The organism is Actinokineospora auranticolor (assembly GCF_041897805.1).
Lineage (GTDB): Bacteria > Actinomycetota > Actinomycetes > Mycobacteriales > Pseudonocardiaceae > Actinokineospora > Actinokineospora auranticolor.
The window spans coordinates 5340146-5359670 of sequence record NZ_CP154825.1 but is presented as its reverse complement, the minus strand read 5'-3'; the positions used below and the strand labels follow the sequence as shown (position 1 = coordinate 5359670).

The 19525-nt window shown below is 73.7% G+C and carries 14 protein-coding genes, 1 pseudogene and 1 riboswitch; of the genes and pseudogenes, 12 read left to right on the top strand and 3 right to left on the bottom strand.

The window, feature by feature from the left end:
• Positions 1 to 7 precede the first annotated feature (7 nt).
• Positions 8 to 2038: a putative cobaltochelatase gene (locus V5P93_RS23325; RefSeq protein WP_245931800.1), complete on the bottom strand. Its 2031-nt coding sequence runs from the start codon at positions 2036 to 2038 to the stop codon at positions 8 to 10.
• A 51-nt stretch (positions 2039 to 2089) separates the two neighbouring features.
• A riboswitch (cobalamin riboswitch) is annotated at positions 2090 to 2208 on the bottom strand.
• A gap of 93 nt (positions 2209 to 2301) precedes the next feature.
• On the opposite strand from V5P93_RS23325, the gene cbiE reads away from it, so the two are divergent.
• Genes cbiE through V5P93_RS23305 form a run of 4 tightly spaced genes read left to right on the top strand, consistent with a single transcriptional unit; the run spans position 2302 to position 7436 of the window.
• Positions 2302 to 3492, top strand: a complete 1191-nt coding sequence (gene cbiE, locus V5P93_RS23320; protein ID WP_181043958.1) for a precorrin-6y C5,15-methyltransferase (decarboxylating) subunit CbiE — start codon at positions 2302 to 2304, stop codon at positions 3490 to 3492.
• The gene (cobM, locus tag V5P93_RS23315) at positions 3489 to 4232 is read left to right on the top strand and encodes a precorrin-4 C(11)-methyltransferase (protein WP_104483475.1); all 744 of its coding nucleotides are present in this window, start codon (positions 3489 to 3491) and stop codon (positions 4230 to 4232) included. Before cbiE ends, cobM begins: the two co-directional genes overlap by 4 nt.
• A gap of 52 nt (positions 4233 to 4284) precedes the next feature.
• Entirely contained in the window at positions 4285 to 5004 is a 720-nt protein-coding gene (locus V5P93_RS23310) for a cobalt-precorrin-6A reductase (protein ID WP_245931799.1), read from the top strand.
• A complete protein-coding gene (locus V5P93_RS23305) occupies positions 5001 to 7436 on the top strand; it encodes a DEAD/DEAH box helicase (RefSeq protein WP_104483474.1) in 2436 nt (811 codons plus the stop codon). Before V5P93_RS23310 ends, V5P93_RS23305 begins: the two co-directional genes overlap by 4 nt.
• A 290-nt stretch (positions 7437 to 7726) precedes the next feature.
• Here the strand turns inward: V5P93_RS23305 and V5P93_RS23300 are convergent, their stop codons facing one another.
• Positions 7727 to 9295, bottom strand: coding sequence for a hypothetical protein (locus V5P93_RS23300; protein WP_104483473.1), 1569 nt, complete (start codon positions 9293 to 9295; stop codon positions 7727 to 7729).
• A gap of 486 nt (positions 9296 to 9781) precedes the next feature.
• Between V5P93_RS23300 and V5P93_RS23295 the strand changes: the two genes are divergently transcribed.
• The 6 genes from V5P93_RS23295 to V5P93_RS23270 all read left to right on the top strand — a co-directional run bounded on the left by V5P93_RS23295 (position 9782) and on the right by V5P93_RS23270 (position 16342).
• Positions 9782 to 11839, top strand: a complete 2058-nt coding sequence (locus V5P93_RS23295) for a tetratricopeptide repeat protein (protein WP_245931828.1) — start codon at positions 9782 to 9784, stop codon at positions 11837 to 11839.
• Between the two features lie 524 nt (positions 11840 to 12363).
• The gene (locus V5P93_RS23290) at positions 12364 to 12693 is read left to right on the top strand and encodes a hypothetical protein (protein ID WP_104483663.1); all 330 of its coding nucleotides are present in this window, start codon (positions 12364 to 12366) and stop codon (positions 12691 to 12693) included.
• Positions 12693 to 13202, top strand: coding sequence for a flavin reductase family protein (locus tag V5P93_RS23285; protein ID WP_104483664.1), 510 nt, complete (start codon positions 12693 to 12695; stop codon positions 13200 to 13202). The genes V5P93_RS23290 and V5P93_RS23285 overlap by 1 nt, the downstream gene beginning before the upstream one ends.
• A gap of 133 nt (positions 13203 to 13335) precedes the next feature.
• Positions 13336 to 14508 carry a hypothetical protein gene (locus V5P93_RS23280; RefSeq protein ID WP_104483665.1) on the top strand — a complete coding sequence of 391 codons (1173 nt, stop codon included), beginning with the start codon at positions 13336 to 13338 and terminating at the stop codon, positions 14506 to 14508.
• 125 nt (positions 14509 to 14633) lie between these two features.
• Positions 14634 to 15788 carry a hypothetical protein gene (locus V5P93_RS23275; RefSeq protein ID WP_104483666.1) on the top strand — a complete coding sequence of 385 codons (1155 nt, stop codon included), beginning with the start codon at positions 14634 to 14636 and terminating at the stop codon, positions 15786 to 15788.
• Between the two features lie 44 nt (positions 15789 to 15832).
• Entirely contained in the window at positions 15833 to 16342 is a 510-nt protein-coding gene (locus V5P93_RS23270; RefSeq protein ID WP_104483667.1) for a hemerythrin domain-containing protein, read from the top strand.
• Here V5P93_RS23270 and V5P93_RS23265 read toward each other — a convergent pair.
• Complete coding sequence (locus tag V5P93_RS23265; protein ID WP_104483668.1) at positions 16339 to 17322, bottom strand: saccharopine dehydrogenase NADP-binding domain-containing protein; 984 nt, start codon at positions 17320 to 17322, stop codon at positions 16339 to 16341. The two genes, V5P93_RS23270 and V5P93_RS23265, sit on opposite strands and share 4 nt — an antisense overlap.
• A 71-nt stretch (positions 17323 to 17393) precedes the next feature.
• Here V5P93_RS23265 and V5P93_RS23260 point away from each other — a divergent pair.
• Together V5P93_RS23260 and V5P93_RS23255 are read left to right on the top strand one after the other, a co-directional pair.
• A pseudogene (locus tag V5P93_RS23260) lies at positions 17394 to 18342 on the top strand (helix-turn-helix domain-containing protein).
• Positions 18343 to 18608: 266 nt separating this feature from the next.
• On the top strand, positions 18609 to 19403 hold the full coding sequence (locus V5P93_RS23255; protein WP_374065065.1) for a peptidase M10A: 795 nt from the start codon (positions 18609 to 18611) through the stop codon (positions 19401 to 19403).
• The last annotated feature ends 122 nt before the right edge of the window (positions 19404 to 19525 follow it).

Here is a 19525-nt window from a genome sequence, read left to right as displayed (position 1 = left end):
GAGACTCCTAGGCGGCGCGGACCGCGCGGACCACACCCGCGACGGCGTCGGCGGACAGTTCCTCGAGCCGCAGCCCGGTCGCCCCGAGCGCGACGGCGAGCCGGTCGGCGAGCCCGAGCCGCACCGGCCCGCTCTCGCAGTCCACCACCACGCTGGCCACACCGTCCGCGGCGATGACCGACGCGGCGCGCAGCGCGTCCGCGAGGGGGTCGTTGGACGTGCGGCCGTTCCGGTTGACCGCGACCGTGGCGCGACCGTCGGTCACTACGACCAACAACGCGCGCCTACGCGGATCGCGGAGCTTTTCCGTGGTCAGCGTTTTCCGCGCCCGCAGCAAGCCGTCGGCGAGCGGTGTACGTCCACCGGTCCGCAAATCGCGTAGTCGCGCAACGGCGGCCTCAACCGAAGAGGTGGGCGGTAGCGCCAACTCGGCCGCACCACCCCGGAACGTCACCAAGCCGACCTTGTCGCGTCGCTGGTAGGCGTCGCGCAACAACGACACCACCGCACCGGTCACCGCCGACATGCGCTTGCGCGCCGCCATCGACCCGGACGCGTCCACCGCGAACAGCACCAGGTTGGACTCCCGCCCCTCCCGCACCGCCCGACGCACGTCCCCGGACCGCACAACCAACCCCGGCCCACTACGACCCCGGTCCCGCTGGAACGGTGCAGCGGCCGTCAAAGTGCCTACGACGTGGATTCCCGCCCCCTGCGACTGCGAGGAGCGCAACGCCCGACCCGCGCCCGCGCGCGACCGGGACCGCCGACCCGGCGCCCCCTCGCCGACACCCGCGATCTCCAGCACCCGCGCTCGGAACCCCTCGTCGGGCCGCACCGGCGGCCGCGACTGGTCGCCACCCCGCGGCGCCTCGCCAGTCCCCTCCGGGCTCTGGCCAGAGCTGTCCGGACCGGAACTGTCCGGTGCGTCCGCCGCATCCGGGGCCCCGCCACCAGGGCCGTCGGGGGTCGGGTCGTCGTCCGGTTCGGTCTGCTCGGCCGCGTCCCGCAGCGCCTGCTCCAACTGGTCCTGTTCGATACCCGGCTCGTCGAACGGATCCCGGCGCCGCCGGTGCGGTAGCGCCAACCGCGCGGCCACCGCGACGTCTTCTTCTTCGACCGCTGCCGCGCCCCGCCACGCGGCGTGCGCCACCGCGGTGCGCGCCAACACCAGGTCGGCTCGCATACCGTCGACGTCGAACGCCGCGCACACCGCGGCGATCCGCCGTAGCTCCGCGTCCGGCAGCACCACCGACGGCAACGCCGACCGCGCGGCCACGATCCTCGCCGCCAACTCCGCGTCCGCGTCCGCCCACGTCGCCGCGAACCCGGCGGGGTCCGCCTCGAACGCCAGCCTGCGCCGCACCACCTCCGTGCGGGTGTCCACATCGCGCGCCGCGCGCACCTCCACGGTCAGCCCGAACCGGTCCAGCAGCTGCGGCCGCAGCTCGCCTTCCTCCGGGTTCATGGTCCCGACCAGCAGGAACGACGCCGCGTGCGACACCGACACGCCCTCGCGCTCCACGTGCGCGCGGCCCATCGCGGCGGCGTCGAGCAGCAGGTCGACCAGGTGGTCGTGCAGCAGGTTGACCTCGTCGACGTACAGCACGCCCCGGTGCGCGGCGGCGAGCAGACCCGGCTGGTACGCGCGCACGCCCTCGGTCAGGGCGCGTTCGAGGTCGAGGGACCCGATCAACCGGTCCTCGGTAGCGCCGACCGGCAGCTCCACCAGCCGCGCGGGGCGGGTGTCGGGCACCGGCGCGGCGTGCGGGCCGTCGGGGCAGCGGGGGTCCGGACCGGCGGGGTCGCAGGAGAAGCGGCACCCCGCGACCACCCCGGCCACGGGCAGCAACGCGGCCAGCGCGCGCACCACCGTCGACTTCGCGGTGCCCTTCTCGCCGCGCACCAGCACACCGCCGATACCGGGGTGCACCGCGTTGAGCAGCAGCGACAGCCGTAGGTCGGCGTGCCCGACGACGGCGGAGAACGGGTAGCCGGGGTGCGACACGCCCGGGGCGGCAGACACGCCTGATGACACGCCAGTGATCCTCACTCCGGGTCCGCGCCCGGGTCGGTCGTCGGCAGGGCGGAGTGTCCTGGCTCCCGGATCAGTGCTCGCCCTGGCCTTCCGGCGGCTGCCGTGGCGTCGTCAGGGGTCGCTCCCCGGTCACAGTGGCGGGACCGCGCCGGAATCGCACCGGCTTCCTCGCGCACCCTGCTTGGTCGCCTCGCATCGTCGCAGACCGGTCGGGCGCGGGCCAAGACACGTGGCGGGGATCTCGGGGGTTAGGGTCAGCGGCCGTGGCGGTGACGGTGGTGGGAATCGGTGCGGACGGCGTCGACGGGCTGTCCCCGTCCGCCCTCGCGGCCTTGACCTCAGCGGACGTGGTCATCGGGTCGGCGCGGCAGGTAGACTTGGTGCCCCAGGACATGGTGGCGGAGCGGGTCGTGTGGCCGACCCCGCTGGTGCCCGCGATCCCGCGCGTGCTGGCCGAGCACGCGGGCCGGGCCGTGTGCGTGCTCGCCAGCGGCGACCCCATGTTCCACGGGATCGGGACGACGCTGAGCCGGTTCACCGAGGTGCGCGTGCTGCCGCACCCCTCCTCGGTGTCGTTGGCGTGCGCGCGGCTCGGGTGGCCCGTGCAGGACGTGCAGGTCGTCAGCGCGGTCAACCGGCCTGTCGAGCGCCTGCACGCGGCCCTGCACCCGGGGCGGCGGGTGCTCGTGCTCAGCGAGAACTCGTCGACGCCGGGGGCTGTGGACAACTTGCTGCGCGCCCGCGGCTTCGGTGCCAGTCTGGTCCGGGTCCTGGAGAACCTCGGCGGACCGGACGAACGGGTCACGGCGGCGTTGACGGGCAACGCGCCGCTGAACGTGGTGGCGATCGAGTGCGTGGCCGAGCCGGGTGCTCGGCGGCTGCCGCGCGTCCCGGGGCTGCCCGACGACGTCTACGAGCACGACGGCCAGATCACCAAGCGGGAGGTGCGCGCGGTGACCCTGGCGGCCCTGGCGCCGGAGCCGGGGGAGTTGCTCTGGGACGTGGGCGCGGGCTCGGGGAGCGTCGGCATCGAGTGGCTGCGGACGCACCCCGCGTGCCGGGCGGTGGCGGTGGAACCGCGGGCGGACCGGGCCGACCGGGTGCTGCGCAACGCGGCGTCCCTCGGCGTGCCCGGGCTGCGGCTCGTGCGCGGCTCGGCGCCCTCGGCACTGGACGGGTTGGACGCGCCCGACGCGGTGTTCGTGGGCGGCGGGGTCACCGCGGACGGCGTGCTCCCGGCCTGCTGGGCGGCGCTGCGGCCGGGCGGGCGGATCGTGGTCAACGCGGTGACGTTGGAGTCCGAGGCGCTCGTGACCCGGTGGCACGGCGAGGTCGGCGGCGCGCTGACCCGGCTGTCGGTGAGCCGCGCCGCGCCGATCGGCGGCTTCACCGGTTGGCGACCCGCGATGCCGGTGACCCAGTGGGTCGCGGTCAAACCCCGGGAGGACGCGTGACAGTCCACTTCATCGGCGCCGGGCCGGGCGCGGCCGACCTGATCACCGTGCGCGGCCGGGACCTCGTCGCCGCCGCGCCGGTGTGCCTGTACGCGGGCGCGCTGGTCCCGGCGGACCTGCTCGCGGTGTGCCCTCCGGACGCGCGCAAGGTCGACACGGCCAACCTGACGCTGGACGAGATCGTCGCGGAGATGCTGGCCGCGCACGCCTCGGGGCACGACGTGGCGCGACTGCACTCCGGTGACCCGTCGGTGTTCAGCGCCATGGCCGAGCAGATGCGCAGGCTCGACGCGGCGGGCGTGCCCTATGACGTGACGCCCGGCGTGCCCGCGTTCGCCGCCGCCGCCGCGGCGCTGCGCCGCGAGCTGACGGTGCCCGCCGTCGGCCAGACGGTGATCCTGACCCGGACGTCGGCCCGCGCCACGCCGATGCCGGCTGGGGAGGACCTCGACACGCTCGGCAAGTCCGGCGCGACGATGGTGCTGCACCTCGCCGTCCAGCGGATCGGGGAAGTGGTCGCGGAACTGGTGCCCAACTACGGCGCGCACTGCCCCGTCGCGGTGGTGGCGTACGCGTCGCGCGCCGACGAGGTGGTGCTGCGCGGGACCCTCGCCGACATCGCCGAACAGGTGGCGTCGGCGGGTATCCGGCGCACAGCCGTGATCATCGTCGGCCGGGTCCTGGACCCGGGCGGCTTCTGCGACAGCCACCTGTACTCGGCCGCGCGGGAACGCCCGTGAAGGTCCTCGGGGTGTCCGGTGGCGGCTTGTGTTCGGTCGGGCGGGAGCGTCCGTGAAGGTGTTGGTGCTGGGCGGGACCGGTGAGGCGCGCGCGCTCGCGTCCGCGCTGCACGGGCGACCCGGGTTCGCGGTGGTCTCGTCGCTCGCGGGACGGGTGCGCGATCCGCGGCTGCCCGTGGGGGAGGTGCGGGTCGGCGGGTTCGGCGGGCCGGACAAGCTGGCCGAGTGGCTGGCGGGCGCGGGGATCGACGCGGTCGTCGATGCCACGCACCCGTTCGCCGCGCGGATCAGCGCGTCGGCGGCCGAAGCAGCGGGGAAAGCCGGTGTGCCGCTGCTGATGCTGCGCCGGCCCGGCTGGCCTGCGCGGCCGGGGTGGCACTGGGTGTCCGATCTGGCCGAGGCCGCGGCGGTCGCGGACGGCTTGGGGGAGCGGATCTTCCTCACCACGGGCAGGCAGGGGCTGTCCGCCTTCGCCGACTCGGCGCGGTGGTTCCTGATCCGGTGCGTCGACCCGCCGGAGGAACCGTTGCCGGCAAAGCGGTTGGTGCTCCTCGACCGCGGCCCGTACACTGTGGACACCGAGCTGGCGTTGCTTCGGGGACATGGGGTCGACGTTCTGGTGACGAAGGACAGCGGGGGACCGCTGACCGTCGCCAAGGTGGACGCTGCCCAGGAGATGGGCGTCCCGGTGGTGGTCGTGCGCAGGCCGCCCGCGCCGGACGTGCCCGTGGTGGGCGCCGTGGACGAGGTCCTGGACTGGTTGGCGCCGTGAGGACCGAACTCGCCCGGTGCGCGGCGACCGTGGAGGCCGGGACGGTCGCGTTCCACGGCGACGGGCTGCCGGACGGGTCGGACCTGGGTGAGCTGGTCCTGGCCGACCGCACGGTGGCCACGGTGCGGCTGCCGCTGCCCGAGGCCGTGCCGATCCTCAGCCGCGCCCGCCGCGAGCCGGGCGGTCACCCGACGGCGGCGTTCTGGGGCGCGGTGGTGGTCATCGCCATCCGGTGCATCGCGCGGGGCGCGCTGAGCGCGGAGGACGCCACCCGGCTCGGTGAGCTGGCCGGGCGGATGCCCGCGGACGCGCACAACACCGACGCCACCTCCGAGGCGGCCGTGCTGGCGTTCGTCGACGCGATCGTCGGCCCGCCACCGCGCCAGGCGATGCCCGGCGGCGTGCGGCTGTCCCTGCGGCTGGAGCCGGACGGGACGTGTGTGCCCCAGGCGCACGCGGTGTTCGAGCCCGCCCTCGTGCTGGACGGGGCGGAGCTGTGGGCGCGCGGCGACGACCACGGCCGCGAGCGGTTCGTCGACGCCATCGTCCGCGCGTCCCGCCGGTGGCCGCCCCTGCGCCGACTCGTCGACCAGGAGGTGCCGGACCGCTTGGCCCTGACCGAGGCGGAGGTCGGCGACCTGCTCGTCAACGCCCACCGCATGGACATCGACGTGCACTGGCCGCGCGACCTCGTCGGCACGGTCGAACGCCGGGTGCTGGTCGGCCGCACCGAGTCGCGCGGCCTGTTCTCCGCCGACTGGGAGCTGACCCTCGACGGCGCGGAACTGACCAGGGCCGAGGTCGACGCCCTCGCCGCGACCCACCGCGGCGCCGTCCGCCTGCGCGACCGCTGGGTGCTGGTCCGACCGGGACTGGTGCCCCGCGCCCTCGCGCCCATGGGCGTGTCCGAGGCCCTGGGCTCGGTGCTGGCCGGTGAGTACACAGTGGACGGAGGGCCCGCCGCGGTGGCCGCCGCGGGCGCGCTGGAGGCGCTGCGCGCCCGGATCGCCGACCCGGAGGCGGGCGCGGAGCCGGTCGCGCAACCGGCGGTGTTGACCGCGACCCTGCGCGACTACCAGCTGCGCGGTCTGCGCTGGCTCGCCCGGATGACGGGCCTCGGCCTGGGGGCGTGCCTCGCCGACGACATGGGGCTGGGCAAGACGATCACGGTCATCGCCCTGCACCTGCACCGCGGCCCCGGCCCGACGCTGGTGGTGTGCCCCGCGTCGCTGCTGGGCAACTGGGCCCGGGAGATCGCCCGCTTCGCCCCGGGTGTCCCGGTGCACCGCTTCCACGGCCGCGACCGCACCCCGGCCGCAGCGGGGTTCACCCTCACCACCTACCCCACCATGCGCCGCGACGCCGCGACCCTGGCCGCCCACCCGTGGTCCATGGTCGTCGCCGACGAGGCCCAGCACGTCAAGAACGCGTCCTCCGCCACCGCCAAGGCCCTGCGCACCATCCCCGCCGACGCCCGCATCGCGCTGACCGGCACCCCGGTGGAGAACTCGCTCGCCGACCTCTGGGCCATCCTCGACTGGACCACCCCGGGCCTGCTCGGCTCGGCCGCCGCCTTCAAGGCCCGCTGGGCCGCCCCGATCGAGTCCGGCCGCGACCCCGAGGCGGCGTCCCGCTTCTCCCGACTGGTGCGGCCCTTCGTGCTGCGGCGCCGCAAGTCCGACCCGGGCGTGGCCCCGGAACTGCCCCCGAAGACCGAGACCGACCACACCGTGCCCCTGACGAGGGAACAGGCGGGCCTCTACACGGCGGCCGTGCGCGAAGCCATGGCGACGATCCGGGGCGCCGAGGGCATTTCGCGGCGTGGGCACGTGCTGAAGCTGCTGACCGCGCTGAAGCAGATCTGCAACCACCCGGCCCAGTACCTGGGTGAGGCGGAACCCCGCATGACCGGGCGGTCCGGCAAACTGGCGCTGCTCGACGACCTGCTCGACACCGTGGTCGCCGAAGACGGCGCCGCCCTGGTCTTCACCCAGTACGTAGTCATGGCCCGTCTGCTGGAACAACACCTGACGAGCCGGGGCATCCCGGTGGGCCTGCTGCACGGCGGAACCCCGGTACCCCAACGGGATCGACTGGTGTCCCGCTTCGACGCGGGGGAGTTCCCGGTGTTCCTGCTGTCGCTGAAGGCGGCCGGGACCGGCCTCAACCTGACCCGGGCCGACCACGTCGTGCACTACGACCGCTGGTGGAACCCGGCGGTCGAGGACCAGGCCACGGACCGCGCCCACCGAATCGGCCAGACCAAGGCGGTCCAGGTCCACCGGATCATGGCCGAGGGCACCGTGGAGGAACGCGTCGCCACCCTGGTCGCCGCCAAACGCGAACTCGCCGACACCGTCTTGGGCCACGGGGAGGCGGCCCTGACCGAACTGTCGGACGAGGCCCTGGCGGAACTGGTCCGCCTGCGCTGAGGGACACCCGCCGCCCGATTGTGCTGATGGGCAGGGCGCTGTGGGGGCTCGGGCTCAGGTGGCCGCGGACCGCGGCGGGTGGTGGCTGGGCGGTCGTGGCGACGTGGGGTTGGCGGCGAAGGTCGACCGGGTTGGCGGGACTGGCCTGCTCGCGTTGAGTGGACGACCGCCGCCTGGTTGTGTCAGCCCGGTCGCAGAGAGGTCGTTGCCACAGTGTGGTGGCGTAGGTGGTGGGTCCCCGTGGCGCGAGGACTGGGAGGGAGTTCCCGCGTGGCGCGGGGAGTTCGGGGTCAGAGGCGGATGACGCCGCTCGACGCGCCTGCTTCGAGGGTGATGTGGTGTGGTCGCCGGGGCGCTGTGGACCACCAGTGGAGGGCGGCTGTGGTTGCCGACAGGGTGGTTGTGGTGTGGGCGGTGATGACTGTGCCGTCGCGCAGGGTGGCGATGGTTTGGTCTTGTGTTGCGGCTGTTGTAAGGCGGGTGCCGGGGAAGCGGTGGAGCATTCCGCGTGCGTAGTCGGTTGCGGTTTCCGTGTCGGGGAACGGGGTGTTGGTCCACACCGACGTCGCGCTCTCCAGGATGGCCAGGTCCGGTGTTGTCTCCTCGGCCGACAGGGGTGCGGACGGCTCCGGCCAGCGGGCTGTGGTGCGCTCGATGGAGAGGTGGACGTGGTCTGCGGCGAAGAGGGTGTGGCGCACCGTTGTCCGGTAGTGGGTGGGTTCGGCGATCTCGATCTCCGCGGGTGGTACCGGTTCCGGGACCGCGCGCGTCGGTGGGTCGGGCAGGTTCATGATTCGGTAGAACAGCTGGTTCAGGGCGGTTGCCGACGTTCCGCGCTCACGGAACACCGCTGCCGTCACCTCGTCGGCTACGGGGGTTGGGAGTGGGCCGGTGAGGGTGCCGGGGTGGAGGGTGGGTAACGCGGCCAGTAGGCCGGCCAGGGGGGAGCCGGGGACGACCTCGGGGCCGCCGTTGGTGGCCAGTAGTACGGGTCTGCCCGCGGCGGCGGCGTAGCAGGTCAGGGAGCCGTGGTCGGATACGACGACGTCGGCGGCGAGTAGGCCTGGTCGCCAGTCCTCGTCTTGGGGGAGTAGTGCCAGGCCCGCCGCGATGGCGGGGCGGAGCCAGGCGAGCACCTGCATCCGGCCGTGGCGGCGCCAGATGTTGGGGTGCAACGTCATCGCCACGCGGAACTCGTCGGCGGGGAGGGTGGTGACCAGGCGTTCCGCCAGGCGGAGGTCGGTGCCGAACAGGGAGTTGGGGCCCCAGGTCGAGCACAGCAGGACCATCCGGCGGTTGCCCGCGGCGAAGGAGCGGCGGTGGGGGAGGCGTAGGGACTCGCTGGCGACGACGCGGTCCAGGCACGGGTCGGCGGTGACCATCGCGTGCTTGGCCAGCCGTGGGTCCACCGTGGCGAGCGTGGCGACCTGGTGTTCGTGTGCGACTACGACGGTGTGGGGGAGTACGGAGTCGTCGGCGATGAACGCGGATCTTCGGAGTCCGGACACGTCGTCGGGGTCGGTTGTCGATCGGCGGTGGTAGCCGGCGCCGTGGGGCATCAGCACGACGGGGGCGTCGATGAGGTGCAGGGCGCTTTTGTCGCTGGCGGCCAGTGCCAGGTCGAAGCGCGCGCGGCACGCCTCCTGCCACGGCATCAGCAGCGCGCCTGCGCCGGTCAGCCGGTCTGGGAGGCCGCCGGAGAACTCCGATCCCTTGTCGACGGTGAAGCGCACCTCGACGCGGTGGTCGCCGAGCAGGCCCTGCACCACGTCCTGGAGCCTGCGCAACGTCGCGGGCGTGCGGACGACGACCAGCACCCGGCGCAACGGGCGGATGGTGTCCCACTCACTCGTGGGCACGGTCGAGGTGGTGGTTCGAAGGGCTCCCGGCTCCCGGCTCCCGGCTCCGGCTCCCGGCTCCGGCTCCCGGCTCCCGGCTCCGGCTCCCGGCTCCCGGCTCCCGGCTCCCGGCTCCCGGCTCCCGGCTCCCGGCTCCCGGCTCCCGGCTCCCGGCTCCCGGCTCCCGGCTCCCGGCTCCCGGCTCCCGGCTCCCGGCTCCCGGCTCCCGGCTCCCGGCTCCCGGCTCCCGGCTCCCGGCTCCCGGCTCCCGGCTCCCGGCTCCCGGCTCCCGGCTCCCGGCTCCCGGCTCCCGGCTCGAGTTTTACCATGATCATTTGGGGTTCGCATTGCCATGGGCGGCGGGGTGGTCTCGGTCCGGTGGGGAGGTCGGCGGGCTGGCCGTGCGGTGGTACGCGCACCGTAGCAACCCCTCGGCCGGTGTGCCCGCGCCGCGCGGTCGCGTGCAGTACCGTGGCTGTTCACGGATCGCCGCGGGGGGTTGGTGCAGTGGGTGCTGACGGGGTGCGCAACGTGCTCGCGGGGGTCGCCGGGCAGGTCGTGCAGGCGGGGTCGATCGGGACTGTGACGTTCGCCCCGGAGCCGCCGCTGGACCTGGTGCCCGCGCAGGTCCCCGCCGGGCCGTCCCGGTTCGTCGACCGGGTCGGGCAGCTCGCGGCGTTGCGCGCGCTGGTCGGCGGCGAACCCGAGTTGGGCAGGCCCGTGGTGGTCGCCGTGCGGGGGATGCCGGGGGTCGGCAAGTCCGCGCTCCTGCGCCGGGCCGCGACCGAGCTGGCGGGCGAGTACCCCGACGGCGCCCTGTACGCCGCCTTCGGTGCCGACGGCGAGTCGACCGCCGCGGCGCTCGGCAGGCTCCTCAGGGGCCTGGGCATTCCCGACGTCAAGATCCCCGCCGACCTCGCGGGCCGTCGCGACCTCTACCGGTCGCGGACCGCCCGCACCCGCCTGATCACCGTGCTCGACGACGTCACCGACGCCGCCCAGGTCGAGGCGTTGCTGCCGAACTCCGCCGCGGGTCTCGTGCTGGTCGCGGGCAACACCGCGCTGGAGGAGCTGCACGTCGACGGCGCCGTCCCGATAGTGCTCGAACCCCTCGACCCGCCGGACGCCATCGACCTGCTGCGCGCTGTCTGCGGGGATGGCCGGGTCGACGCCGAGCCCGCGGCCGCGGCCGAGCTGGTGGAGCTGTGCGGGCGCCTCCCGCTCGCCATCTGCGTGATCGGCGCCCGCCTGCCCGTGCGCCCGCGCTGGACCATCGCGCGGCTCATCGACGACCTGCGGGACACCGACCTCGTGCTCGACCGGGTCACGAAGGTGGCCGACGCTGTGCACGCCGAGCTGCCCGAGCCCGCCCGCGCCGTCTACCGCGCGGTGGGGCTGCTCGTCGGCCCCGAGTTCGGCGACGAGGTCTTGGGCGCCATGGTCGGCGCGCCGACCAACGAGGTGCGCGGCCACCTCGACCACCTCGCCGCGGCCGCGCTCATCGAGGAGCGCGACAACGGCCAGTACGCCATGCACCGCCTCATCCGCGCGCACGCGCTGCGGGTGGCGGCCGAGGAGACGACCGAGGCGGAGCGGGCCGGGCAGTTGCGGCGGGCCGTGGACTGGTGGTTGCTCGGCGCCACCGCCGCCGATGTGGCGGCGACGGGGTGGGAGCGGTTGCGGGTCGCGGACCCGAAGCGGCTGCTGGCCGACGTCGAGCTGACGATGAGTGCCGGCGCGGCGCTGGCGTGGTTCGACCGGGAGCACGCCAACATCGCCGCCGCGATGCGGGCTTGCGCCGAACGTGGTTGGCACACGCCCATCTGGCAACTGTTCGAAGCGACCTTCGCCTACTACGACGCCCGTCGCCCCCTTGCGGCCTGGGTCGAGACCGGACGCCTCGCCGTCGAGGCCGCCGCGCTCGACGGCGCGGTGGCGGCCGAGGCGCGGTGCCGGTGCCTGCTCGCCAAGGCGTACCAGGAACTCGAGCGGTTCGACGCCGCCGCGGCCGAGCTCGACCGGGCTCGTGAAGTGGCCCAGGACGAGCGGTTGCGCGGTTCCGTCCACGACTTCACCGGCAACCTCGCCCTGCGCACCGGCCACTTCGACGAGGCGCTGCGTTGGTTCCGGGAAGCCTTGGACATCAACGTCCGTCTCGGCCGCGCGCGGGGTACGGCGATGCAGACCTTGTTCGTCGGTCGCGCTCTCGCGGGTCTTGGTCGCGCTCCCGAGGCGCTGGCGGCCTTCGACGAGGCGGCCCGGCTCGCGGTCGCGGCGGGCGCGGACAGCGTGGTCGCGAAGTCGTTGCTGGCCACCGCGACCGCGTACGCCGCCGGTGGTCGACCCGATGAAGCCGAGGGTGCCGCCGCGCGTGCCGAGGAGATCGCCGTCCGACTCGACAACAGCGCGCTGCGCGCCGAGATCCACCTGCTGCGCGCGGAAATCGCGCTCTCCCAAGGGGACCCCGCCGCGCGGGAGGCACACCTCGCGGCCGCCGCCGCGGCCTACGAGCGGATGGGCAGCCCCAAGGCGGCTCGCCTGCTGGTCGGCCTCGTGGACGCCTGAGACCTTTGTGGACGGACGGCGTCGGGGGCGACCGTTGTGCTGGGCGAACCGGAGCACCGCGTTGCTACCCCTGCGGTTGCGCTGAACGGGCGAGGGCGCGCGGGCAAACGCCGTTTCCGGGCACACTGTGCGTGGTGGTCACATGTGGCGGGAAGTTGGCCCCCACTGCATAGTGGATCGTGGTGGTCCGCCGCGTGGGAGTCGCGCGCCGGTCGCCGTGAGGGTCCGGACTTGTCCGCGCGGAACCGTGTCGCTGCCGCCCGACGCCTGCCGAAGGGGAACCATGCGTGACGCGGAGGGGACCGCGCCCGAGTTCAACGTCCTCGGTGTGGTCGAGGTGACGGCGGGCGGGCGGACCCGGCGGTTCACCGCGCACCGCCAGCAGACCATCCTCGGCCTGCTGCTGATGCGGGTCGACCACGTCGTGCCGGTCGAGGAGCTGATCGACGCCATCTGGGACTCCGCGCCGCCGTCCACCGCACTGGTACCGCACCGGCGACCGAGTGTCCTTCTTGGATGGCGCCATGGTTCACCTGGGTCGTCTCGACCACCAGGTGAAGGTGCGCGGCTACCGCGTCGAACTCGGCGAGATCGAGGCCGCTCTGCGGGCCCACCCGGGCGTGGTCGACGCGGTCGTGCTCGCGATCCCGGGCGACGACGGCGAGGTCGAGCTGGTCGCCGCCTGCACGGGCGAGGTCGGCGACACCGACGAGGTGCTCACCGCGCTGAGCGCCCGGTTGCCCGCGTACATGGTGCCGCGCACGGTCGCCGCGTTCGACCTGTTGCCGCTCAACCAGAACGGCAAGGTCGACCGCAAGGCGCTCGGCGCCACTCTCGCCGGGGCGGTGCGGTGATGACCAACGTCGTCGAACGCCTGCCCGACAGCACCGCGTTCCGCCGCGCCATGGGCCTGTTCCCGACCGGTGTCGCGCTCATCTCGCGCGGTCACGGCCCCGACACCGAGGTGATCACGGTCAACTCCCTGGTGTCGGTGTCGCTGGACCCGATGCTGGTGCTGATCAGCATCCGCACGGAGGGCCGCATGCGATCGCTGATCTCCGCACGCGGCAGCTTCACGGTCAACGTCCTGGGCGCCGACCAGGAGGAGCTGTCCACCCGCTTCGCCAAGCGCGACCGCCCCCGCGGCCTCGACGCCCAACGGGTCCTCGGCGGCCCGGTCGACGCCTCCGGCAACGTCCTGGTGCGCGGCGCGGTCACCTGCCTGGAGTGCGATGTGGACACCGAGCACGTGGCGGGCGACCACGTCCTGTTCCTGGGGCGGGTGAACACAATCCACCTCGGCAACGCCGACGAGCAACCCCTGCTGTTCCACCGCGGCTCCTACGCCACCCTCAACCAGTGACGCCACCGCCACCGCCGCCGGAAACCCCGGCGGCGGTGGCGTGCGCGTTCACAGGACGAATTCCCCTTTACCGGCAACGGAATCCGGGAGAACCATCGAGGGCACCCGTTCATCGGACGAGAGGATCTCCGCGATGGCGAAGAATCCGGTCCTCGCCTCCCTGGCCTTCCTGCTGACCGTGGGCGCGACACCCGCGACCGCCGCGCCGGACGGGACCGCGCCGGAGTACGGCGTCACCGTGCTCCAGCCGTTGCCGGGGGACCTGGAGGACCGCGCCGAGGCCATCAACGAGCACGGCCTCGTCGTGGGCGCCTCCACGAACCTGGACGTCGGCCCGGAACGCGCGGTCCGCTGGGACCGCGACGGCACGGCCCACGCCCTGCCGACGCTGGGCGGGGACAACAGCCGGGCGTACGGCGTCAACGGCTCCGGGGTGATCGTCGGCGAGTCCCAGACCCCGGACGAGACCGTGCACGCCGTCCGCTGGGACCGGGGGCGCGTCCGCGACCTCGGCGCCCTCCCGGGGGACGGGTACAGCTCCGCGCAGTGGATCACCGACGCGGGCGTCGTCTACGGCAGGTCCGGGCCCGAACTCGACGGACCGTGGACCGCTGTGCGCTGGACCGGGAAGGACGGCCCGACCCCCGTGGCGGTCCCGCCCGGGTACGTGCGCTGCGCGGTGTCGGCCACCGCAGGCGGCGTTGAGTACGGCGGTTGCGCACTGGCGGACGGGACCTCGCGGGCCACGCGCTGGTCACGCGACGGCACACCCGTGCTCCTACCGACCCTCGGCGGCGACATCGTCCGGGCCGCCACCGAGCGCGGTGTGCTGGTCGGGGCCAGCGGTGTGGGCACCAAGGTCCCGGTCCGCTGGAACCGCGACGACACGCTCACACGGCTCTCCCCGGTCGTCGGCAGCCCCTCGACCGTCGCGAGCGCGATCAGCGAGAACGGCTACATCGCGGGTTTCGGCTACTCCCAGTACCCCTGGTCGGGTACTCCGGTCCGCTGGGACCCGGACGGCACCGCGCACCGGCTCGACCTGCCGCCCAACCGGGTTGAGGCCGTCCCCGCCGCCGTCGACGGGCACGGCCGCGTGTACGGCTCGGTGACCGCGCCCCTGTTCGTCAGCGACGCGGTGGTCTGGGACCGCGACGGCCACACCACCGCGCTGCCCAACCCGGACGCGGAGCGCTTCACCGCCTCTGGCGTCGACACCATCACCGGATCCGGGCTGGTCCTGGGTTCGTTCTTCGCCACGGCGGAGTTCAAGGGGTTCGCCGCGGTCTGGCGGCCGAACCACTGACGCCGCCTCGCCACCGGAGGAACCCGCGGCGGTGGCGTGTTCACAGGCCGAACTCCCCTTTACCGGCAACGGAACCCGGGAGAACCCTGAAGGGAACCCGGTCATCGGATGGGGGGATCTTCTCGATGGCGACCAAGTCCGTGCTTGCCTGTGTGGCCCTCCTGGTGATCGCGGGCGCGACGCCCGCCGCCGCGGCACCACTCGGGGGTGGCCACCCGCCGAGCTACCGCGTCACCCTGCTGCCACCCCTGCCGGACGACGACAGCGTCTACTTCAACGCCGTCAACGACGAGGGCATCGCGGTGGGATCCTCCCGGACCTCCTTCACCTTGCCCGACCACCCCGTCCGCTGGGACCGGGATGGCCGGGTCCACGCCCTGCCCACCCTGGGCGGTGAGCAGAGCCTGCCGCTGGGGATCGACAACCGGGGCGCCGTCGTCGGCTGGTCCCAGACCCCGGACGGCACCTCCCACCCGGTCCGCTGGGACCGCGGGGTGCTCCGCGAACTCCCCGTCCTGCCCGGCGACGGGACCGGCTCCGCGTGGGCGATCACCGACGCGGGCGTCGTGTACGGCCAGTCCGGCGAGACGCTGGTGCGGTGGACCGGGGACGACGCGCCCGTCGCGGTGCCGGTGCCCGCCGGGTGCGCGGTCCGGCAGTTCAACGTCACGTCCAGGGGCCTGCCCTACGGCACCTGCGCGTTCCCCGACGGGACCACGCGAGTCGTGCGCTGGTCGCGCGACGGCACGCCCCGGGTGCTGACCACCCTCGGCGGCGTCGACGTGTACGCCGACGCCAACGAGCGCGGCGTGATCGTCGGCAGCAGCGGGACCCCCGGGGTCCCGGTCCGCTGGAACCTCGACGGCACCCTCACCCGGCTGGCCCCGGTCGGTGACAGCCCGACCGGGACCGCGAGCGCGATCAGCGAGAACGGCTACGTCGCGGGCACCGTCGGCAGCGCGGACCCCAGGTTCCAGTCACCGGTCCGCTGGGACCCGGACGGCACCGCGCACCGGCTGGACGTGCCCGCCGACCGGCTCGAGGGCTTCACCGCCGCCGTGGACGAGCACGGCGTCGTGTTCGGCACCAAGCACGGGGTGTGGACCACCAGCGAGGCCGTGGTGTGGGACCGCGACGGCCACCTCGCCGAGCTGCCCAACCCGGATCCGGAGTGGCTGACCTCCTCCACCGTCGAGGGGATGACCAGGTCCGGCCTGGTCCTGGGGCAGTTCTCGCACAGTTTCGACGGCCCCGCCGCGATCTGGCGCCCGATCCGCTGAGTCCACCTCTCGGGTATTACTGGTGGTGCACCCGAGAGGAATCCATGGACGCACGTTCCGGGGCGAGCGATCGCCTCACCGCCTTCGGCACCCAGTTGCTGGAGGCGCACATCTGGCTGCGGGAGATGCTGGAGGACCTGAGTGACGCCGTCGACGACTACATCGACGGCAAGGGCCTGCCACCACGCGACCTCCGCGCGCACTGCCTGACCTTCTGCACCGCACTCGACCGCCACCACAAGGGCGAGGACGCCGTCGCGTTCCCCGCGATCGCTCACGACTACCCCGAACTGCGTGGCGTGCTCGCCACCCTGCGCACCGACCACAACCAGCTCGACTGGCTGATGCAGGGCCTGCGCAAGGTCCTCGACGCCCTCCCGGACGAGCCCGACCCGGCGACCTCGGCCAAGGCGCGCCAGGAGATCACGGCGCTGTCGGCGGTGATGCTGACGCACTTCATCTACGAGGAGAAGAAGATCGTCGCCGCGCTCAACGCACTCGACGTCCCCGAGTGGCGCGCCGACCCGCCCGCGTTCCTGCTGGTGGACGACTAGCTGATAGCGATGTGCGGGGCCAAGGCGCGGAGGAAGTCCGCCGCGTCGAAGGCCGTGCCCGCCGAGGCGACCCCGGTGGCCCTGGTCCGGCCGGTGAGGAGGCGGTGGACGGCCTCGACGGCCAAGGGCGCGCTGACGGCGTAGATGTCCTGGCCGGTGGCGACCGCGCGGCGCTTGGTGTCGCCGATGTGGACGACGGCGTCGACCACGAAGGTCTGCGCCGAGCGGCCACGGGCGTCGACGGGCTCGGGGGCGGTCGGGGTCGTCGCGGTGAGGTCGGCGGCGGCCCGGGTCGCCATGTAGGTGCGGACCTCGGCGACCTCGACGTGGCTGGGGATCGTGACGACGTCGGCCATGGTGAACTCGGCGAGCACCGGCAGCGGGCCGTCCGGGAACGGCCAGCGGACCGTCGGCAGCGGGTCGTCGTGGTACTGGAGGCCGCCGCCGGAGTACCGGACGCGCCTGCCCGCTCGGCGCCGGTGGGAGACCGCGCCCGCGTCGAGGCTGCCCGCCGTGGGGTGCCAGCTGTCCAGGCCGTAGGCGATGTGCACCTCGTCGGCCGCGGTCTCGCCGTCGAGCAGGGCGGTGACCAGCAGGTCGCCCAGTCCGCCGAAGAACGCCATGGCCGGGATGACCGGGGTGCGCGCGTCGGCGAACTCGGCGAACGTGTCGACGTTGGCCTCGATCTCGGCGGCGACGTCGACGTACGGGATGCCCGCGCGCAGCGCCGCCGAGATCAGCGGGGCGGCCGTCGTGGCGAACGGGCCCGCGCAGTTGACGACCGCGGCGGCGCCCTCCAGGGCCCGGTCGAGGGACGCCGGGTCGTCGACGGTCGCGGGGCGCGGGTCGAGGCCGGGGAAGTGGAGGCGGTCCTTGTCCCGGCCCGAGGGCAGCGGGGTGAATCCCCGGTCCAGCAGTTCCGCCACCACGAACTTCCCGGTGTGCCCGTAGGCGCCGTAGACCAGCACGTTCTCGCTCATGCGGACATGCTCGCAACGCGCCCCTGGCCGGGACCAGTGTCCGGAACGACAAGCGACGTACAGTTTCGGACATGCGCGTCGCGTTGGTCGCCACCGAGGGGATGCTCCCGTTCGAGCTGTCCCTGGCCTGCGAGGTCTTCGGCACCGACCTGCGCGGCGTCGACTGGTACGACTTCACCGTCTGCGGCGCGGCGCCCGTGCGGCTCGGCCGGTTCCACCTGGTGCCCGACCGCGGGCTCGACTTCCTGGCCCACGCGGACACGGTCATCGTTCCCGGCTGGGCCGACGTCGACGTGCCGCCGCCCGCCGACCTGGTCGACGCGGTGCGGGTGGCGCACGACGCCGGGGCCCGGGTGGCGTCGCTGTGCACGGGGGCGTTCGTGCTGGCCGCCGCCGGGCTGCTGGACGGGCGGACCGCGACCACGCACTGGGCGCACGCGGGCGCGCTCGCCGCGCGGTACCCGAACGTCCGCGTGGACCCGGACGTCCTCTACGTCGACAGCGGCAGCGTGCTCACCTCGGCGGGCAAGGCGGCGGCCATGGACCTGTGCCTGCACCTGGTCCGCGCCGACCACGGCTCGGCCGTGGCGAACCGGCTCGCCCGCAACCTGGTCGTGCCGCCGCACCGGGCAGGCGGCCAGGCCCAGTTCGTCACCGCGCCCGTTCCCGCGCGCGACGACCACCCGCTGACCGCGCTCCTGCCCTGGGACCGCGCGGCTGGACCAGCCGTTGACCGTCGAGGACCTGGCCCGGCGGGCCGCCATGAGCTCGCGCAACCTGGCCCGCCACTTCCACGCCGCGACCGGCACGACCCCGTTGCGGTGGCTGCTTAACCAGAGGGTTCGCCGTGCGCAGGAACTGCTGGAAACCGGTGACGACAGCGTGGAGTCCATCGCGACCGCCACCGGCCTGGGCACCGCCGCGTCCCTGCGCAGGCACTTCAACCGCACCGTCGGAGTGTCCCCGGACGCTTACCGCCGCACCTTCCGCGACCAGACCCGAGGGGCCGGTTCGGGCTGACAACGCCATGACGTGGGCCGCCGGGTGACAGCCCCGGCCACTTCCGTGTCGGTTCGAGCGGGGTGTGTCGTGTGGACTCGGCAACGTCCGAATTGATCCTTTGTGGGGGACCCGCTTTTGGGTCAAACCCCGCAATATCGGCTGCGGTGTGTGAACGGTGAGGTGCGTACCCGTGCCGCTCCCGTTGGCGTACCTGTTCCGCTCCCGCCGGTTCGGATTCTTGTGTCACCAGGCCAGACCGGCAGTACCGAACAGGGAGTCTCCAGATGCGCCGCTCGATCACCACCCTCGCCGCCACCGCCCTGGCCGCCGTCGCGGTGATCGTCGCCGGCCAGCCCACCACCGGCACCACCACCACCGCCCAGGCCGCCGACTCGGAGCAGTTGACGCTGGTCGCCGAGGCGTTCACCTTCGACGAGGGCGACGCCGTCACCGCCACCGCCACCACCACCGCGGCCACCACCGCCTGCTCCGACACCACCTACGCGCTCAAGTCCTGGAAGGTCGCCACCCTCAACTGGGTCTACAACCCCGCCGGCGCCCCCGCGAACATCGCCTCCACCGCGCTCGCGTCGATCACCGCCTCCACCGACACCGTCGCCAAGGGCGCCAACCGCTGCGGCCTGGCCCCCATCACCGCCTCCACCTACACCTACGGCGGCACCACCACCGTCGCCCCCCAGGTCACCCCCCAGGCCACCTGCACCGGCAACGACGGCAAGTCCGTCACCGGCTGGGGCACCCTCCCCGCCAAGGTCCTCGCCTACACCTGCACCTACTTCAACTCCCGCGGCGTCGTCGTCTCCAGCGACACGTTGATCGCCAACACCGGCTACACCTGGTTCACCACCCTGCCCGCCAACTGCACCGGCGCCCAGTACGACCTGCAGACCACCCTCACCCACGAACGCCTCCACACCGCCGGCCTCGGCCACGTCGACCAGACCGCCAACGCCACCCAGACCATGACCCCCGCCTCCGGCCCCTGCGACACCACCCGCCGCCTCCTCGGCGCAGGCGACTACGCCGGCCTCAAAACCCTCACCACCACCACCAACTAACCCCCCGGCCCACATCCCCACCACAGCCCTTGTGAGCCCTCCCCACCGGGAGGGCTCGCTGGCATTCCAGGGCCTTTCCCACACCGGTGTTTCCGTGCCATTCCTAGTGTTGGCGCGGAGAC

Coding starts and splice junctions, on each gene's coding strand:
- V5P93_RS23280 (WP_104483665.1), top strand. CDS start 13,336: ATGGCGAAGAATCCGGTCCTCGCCTCCCTGGCCTTCCTGCTGACCGTG.
- V5P93_RS23285 (WP_104483664.1), top strand. CDS start 12,693: ATGACCAACGTCGTCGAACGCCTGCCCGACAGCACCGCGTTCCGCCGC.
- V5P93_RS23275 (WP_104483666.1), top strand. CDS start 14,634: ATGGCGACCAAGTCCGTGCTTGCCTGTGTGGCCCTCCTGGTGATCGCG.
- V5P93_RS23255 (WP_374065065.1), top strand. CDS start 18,609: ATGCGCCGCTCGATCACCACCCTCGCCGCCACCGCCCTGGCCGCCGTC.
- V5P93_RS23265 (WP_104483668.1), bottom strand. CDS start 17,322: ATGAGCGAGAACGTGCTGGTCTACGGCGCCTACGGGCACACCGGGAAG.
- V5P93_RS23290 (WP_104483663.1), top strand. CDS start 12,364: ATGGTTCACCTGGGTCGTCTCGACCACCAGGTGAAGGTGCGCGGCTAC.
- V5P93_RS23270 (WP_104483667.1), top strand. CDS start 15,833: ATGGACGCACGTTCCGGGGCGAGCGATCGCCTCACCGCCTTCGGCACC.